A 5,182-nucleotide genomic window follows, 5' to 3' on the forward strand; every position below is an offset into this window, starting at 1 on the left:
GGAGCCAGTTTTTGTTGGAGAGTTTGATCCTGGCTCAGGACGAACGCTGGCGGCGTGCTTAACACATGCAAGTCGAGCGGTAAGGCCCTTCGGGGTACACGAGCGGCGAACGGGTGAGTAACACGTGGGTGACCTGCCCTCAGCTCTGGGATAAGCCTGGGAAACCGGGTCTAATACCGGATATGACCTGCTTCTGCATGGGAGTGGGTGGAAAGTTTTTTCGGCTGGGGATGGGCCCGCGGCCTATCAGCTTGTTGGTGGGGTGATGGCCTACCAAGGCGACGACGGGTAGCCGGCCTGAGAGGGCGACCGGCCACACTGGGACTGAGACACGGCCCAGACTCCTACGGGAGGCAGCAGTGGGGAATATTGCGCAATGGGCGGAAGCCTGACGCAGCGACGCCGCGTGGGGGATGACGGCCTTCGGGTTGTAAACCTCTTTCGCCAGGGACGAAGCGTAAGTGACGGTACCTGGATAAGAAGCACCGGCCAACTACGTGCCAGCAGCCGCGGTAACACGTAGGGTGCGAGCGTTGTCCGGAATTATTGGGCGTAAAGAGCTCGTAGGCGGTGTGTCGCGTCGGCCGTGAAAACCTGGGGCTTAACTCTGGGCTTGCGGTCGATACGGGCATCACTGGAGTTCGGCAGGGGAGACTGGAATTCCTGGTGTAGCGGTGAAATGCGCAGATATCAGGAGGAACACCGGTGGCGAAGGCGGGTCTCTGGGCCGATACTGACGCTGAGGAGCGAAAGCGTGGGGAGCGAACAGGATTAGATACCCTGGTAGTCCACGCCGTAAACGTTGGGCGCTAGGTGTGGGGGCCATTCCACGGTCTCTGTGCCGCAGCTAACGCATTAAGCGCCCCGCCTGGGGAGTACGGCCGCAAGGCTAAAACTCAAAGGAATTGACGGGGGCCCGCACAAGCGGCGGAGCATGTGGATTAATTCGATGCAACGCGAAGAACCTTACCTGGGTTTGACATGCACCAGACATCCCTAGAGATAGGGCTTCCCTTGTGGTTGGTGTGCAGGTGGTGCATGGTTGTCGTCAGCTCGTGTCGTGAGATGTTGGGTTAAGTCCCGCAACGAGCGCAACCCTTGTTCCATGTTGCCAGCACGTAGTGGTGGGGACTCATGGGAGACTGCCGGGGTCAACTCGGAGGAAGGTGGGGATGACGTCAAATCATCATGCCCCTTATGTCCAGGGCTTCACACATGCTACAATGGCCGATACAGAGGGTTGCGAGACCGTGAGGTGGAGCGAATCCCGTAAAGTCGGTCTCAGTTCGGATTGGGGTCTGCAACTCGACCCCATGAAGTTGGAGTCGCTAGTAATCGCAGATCAGCAACGCTGCGGTGAATACGTTCCCGGGCCTTGTACACACCGCCCGTCACGTCACGAAAGTTGGTAACACCCGAAGCCGGCGGCCCAACCCCTTTGGGGAGGGAGTCGTCGAAGGTGGGACTGGCGATTGGGACGAAGTCGTAACAAGGTAGCCGTACCGGAAGGTGCGGCTGGATCACCTCCTTTCTAAGGAGTCTCACCGTGTGGTGGGCGTCCCCAGAGGTTTTGGGGTCCTTTCACTGATACGCGCTCGGATGGCTCGGGCCCTTGGGGGGTTCGGGTGGGTGCGCTGGGTGGAACACAAATTCTGCCGTTGGAACACGTGGGGCCCTTCGGGGTTCCGGGCTTGGCACGCTGTTGGGTCCTGAGGAGACACCTGGGTGTTTTCTTGGTGGCCGTTCCTGGTTGGTGTGTCTAACGCATCCGGTGTGGGTGTGGTGGCCGCGTGTGGGCCGGGGTTCGGTTGTGTGTTGAGTGTTGCATAGTGGATGCGAGCATCTTGTTGTGGTCAAGTGTGTAAGGGCACATGGTGGATGCCTGGGCATCAGGAGCCGATGAAGGACGTGGGAGGCCGCGATAGTCCTCGGGGAGTTGTCAACCGAGCTGTGATCCGAGGGTGTCCGAATGGGGAAACCCAGCGCCCGTCATGGGGCGTTACCGTGCGATGAATTCATAGTCGTACGGGGGGAACGTGGGGAAGTGAAACATCTCAGTACCCACAGGAAGAGAAAACAACCGTGATTCCGTGAGTAGTGGCGAGCGAAAGCGGAGGAGGCTAAACCGTGTTCGTGTGATACCCGGCAGGGGTTGCGGATGCGGTGTCGTGGGATGTGATCGTCGGAATGCTGCCGTGTTCCGGACATCATGCACATGGGTTAGTGGAAGACTTCTGGAAAGGGTCGCCGTAGTGGGTGAGAGCCCCGTACGCGAAAACTTGTGTGGTGGTGTGGGTCGTACTCCCGAGTAGCAGCGAGCTCGTGGAATTCGCTGTGAATTTGGCGGGACCACCCGTTAAGCCTAAATACTTCCTGGTGACCGATAGCGGACGAGTACCGTGAGGGAAAGGTGAAAAGTACCCCGGGAGGGGAGTGAAATAGTACCTGAAACCGTGTGCCTACAAGCCGTCAGAGCCTTTTTGGGGTGATGGCGTGCCTTTTGAAGAATGAGCCTGCGAGTTATGCTTCGTGGCGAGGTTAACCCGTGTGGGGTAGCCGTAGCGAAAGCGAGTCTGAACAGGGCGTTGTAGTCGCGGGGTGTAGACCCGAAGCGGAGTGATCTACCCATGGCCAGGGTGAAGCGTCGGTAAGACGTCGTGGAGGCCCGAACCCACCAGGGTTGAAAACCTGGGGGATGAGCTGTGGGTAGGGGTGAAAGGCCAATCAAACTCCGTGATAGCTGGTTCTCCCCGAAATGCATTTAGGTGCAGCGTCGCGTGGTGGGTACCGGAGGTAGAGCACTGGATGGCCTAGGGGGCCGACAAGCTTACTGAAGTCAGCCAAACTCCGAATGCCGGTACTGTTAGCGCGGCAGTGAGACTGCGGGGGATAAGCTTCGTAGTCGAGAGGGAAACAGCCCAGATCACCGGCTAAGGCCCCTAAGCGTGCGCTAAGTGGGAAAGGATGTGGGATCGCCGAGACAACCAGGAGGTTGGCTTAGAAGCAGCCATCCTTGAAAGAGTGCGTAATAGCTCACTGGTCAAGTGGTCCTGCGCCGACAATGTAGCGGGGCTCAAGCGCACCGCCGAAGCCGTGGCAATCCGACATGCATCCGTCGCCTTTCGGGGCGATGCAGTGGTTGGGTTGGGTAGGGGAGCGTCGTGCATCCGGTGAAGCCGCCGAGTGATCGAGTGGTGGAGGGTGTGCGAGTGAGAATGCAGGCATGAGTAGCGAATGCAGAGTGAGAATCTCTGCCGCCGGATGACCAAGGGTTCCTGGGCCAGGTTGTTCCGCCCAGGGTGAGCCGGGACCTAAGGCGAGGCCGACAGGCGTAGTCGATGGACAACGGGTTGATATTCCCGTGCTCGTGATAGTGCGTCCCTGCCGAGGCTGTTGATGCTAACCATCCGAACCCGCCTCCGAGTCCTTCGGGACGAGGGGGAGTGGGGGAGCGTGGGATCCGATTCGGTAGTAGGCAAGCGATGGGGTGACGCAGGAGGGTAGCTCCGCCACGCGGTGGTTGTCGTGGTGTAAGCCGGTAGCCCGATCCCCAGGTAAATCCGGGGGTCATACAAGGGTGAGAGGTGATGCGTAGCCGATTGAGGCGAAGTAGGGTGATCCCATGCTGTCGAGAAAAGCCTCTAGCGAGTGCTGTTGCGGCCCGTACCCGAAACCGACACAGGTGGTCAGGTAGAGAATACCGAGGCGATCGAGTGAACTCTGGTTAAGGAACTCGGCAAAATACCTCCGTAACTTCGGGAGAAGGAGGGCCGGTTGTCTTGAAGCCCCGTGCGGGCTAGGGATGGCCGGTCGCAGAGACCAGGCCCAAGCGACTGTTTACTAAAAACACAGGTCCGTGCGAAGTCGCAAGACGAGGTATACGGACTGACGCCTGCCCGGTGCTGGAACGTTAAGAGGACCTGTTAGCCCTTCGGGGCGAAGCGGAGAATTTAAGCGCCAGTAAACGGCGGTGGTAACTATAACCATCCTAAGGTAGCGAAATTCCTTGTCGGGTAAGTTCCGACCTGCACGAATGGCGTAACGACTTGGGCGCTGTCTCGACCAGAGACTCGGCGAAATTGCACTACGAGTAAAGATGCTCGTTACGCGCGGCAGGACGGAAAGACCCCGGGACCTTTACTACAGCTTGGTATTGGTGCTCGGTTCGGCTTGTGTAGGATAGGTGGGAGACTGGGAAGCGGTCACGCTAGTGGTCGTGGAGTCGTTGTTGAAATACCACTCTGGTCGAATTGGGTGTCTGAACCTCGGGCCATGATCTGGTTCAGGGACAGTGCCTGGTGGGTAGTTTAACTGGGGCGGTTGCCTCCTAAAGGGTAACGGAGGCGCCCAAAGGTTCCCTCAGCCTGGTTGGCAATCAGGTGTTGAGTGTAAGTGCACAAGGGAGCTTGACTGTGAGACTGACGGGTCGAGCAGGGACGAAAGTCGGGACTAGTGATCCGGCACCTCCTGGTGGAAGGGGTGTCGCTCAACGGATAAAAGGTACCCCGGGGATAACAGGCTGATCTTGCCCAAGAGTCCATATCGACGGCATGGTTTGGCACCTCGATGTCGGCTCGTCGCATCCTGGGGCTGGAGTAGGTCCCAAGGGTTGGGCTGTTCGCCCATTAAAGCGGTACGCGAGCTGGGTTTAGAACGTCGTGAGACAGTTCGGTCCCTATCCGCCGCGCGCGTAGGAGACTTGCGGAAGGCTGTCCCTAGTACGAGAGGACCGGGACGGACGAACCTCTGGTGTGCCAGTTGTACCGCCAGGTGCATGGCTGGTTGGCTATGTTCGGAAGGGATAACCGCTGAAGGCATCTAAGCGGGAAGCTCGTTCCAAGATGAGGTCTCCCACCACCTTTGCGTGGGTAAGGCTCCCAGTAGACGACTGGGTTGATAGGCCAGAGATGGAAGCCCTGTGAGGGGTGGAGTTGACTGGTACTAATAGGCCGAGGGCTTGCCACAACATGTTGTTCGCATCCACTGTGTGACCCTGAGCACACAACCTTGTCACCCGGTTTCGGGTGGGTGGTTGGTGTTCGACCCGGTCGTCCCCTCCGGACAGAGGGGGTGGGCGGGGATAGGTGAATAGTGTTGTCGGTGGTCATGGCGGAGGGGGAACGCCCGGTCCCATCCCGAACCCGGAAGCTAAGCCCTCCAGCGCCGATGGTACTGCACTCGC

3 rRNA genes are annotated in these 5,182 nt (G+C 58.9%); all 3 read left to right on the forward strand.

Annotated elements, in window-relative coordinates:
- The first annotated feature begins 11 nt into the window (after positions 1 to 11).
- Positions 12 to 1,531 (forward strand): 16S ribosomal RNA (locus tag ABD990_RS33970).
- A gap of 320 nt (positions 1,532 to 1,851) precedes the next feature.
- A 23S ribosomal RNA gene (locus ABD990_RS33975) occupies positions 1,852 to 4,965 on the forward strand.
- 131 nt (positions 4,966 to 5,096) lie between these two features.
- A 5S ribosomal RNA gene (gene rrf, locus ABD990_RS33980) occupies positions 5,097 to 5,182 on the forward strand; the annotation flags it as partial.

Origin of the sequence: Pseudonocardia yuanmonensis (assembly GCF_039542425.1) — a bacterium.
Classification (GTDB): domain Bacteria; phylum Actinomycetota; class Actinomycetes; order Mycobacteriales; family Pseudonocardiaceae; genus Pseudonocardia; species Pseudonocardia yuanmonensis.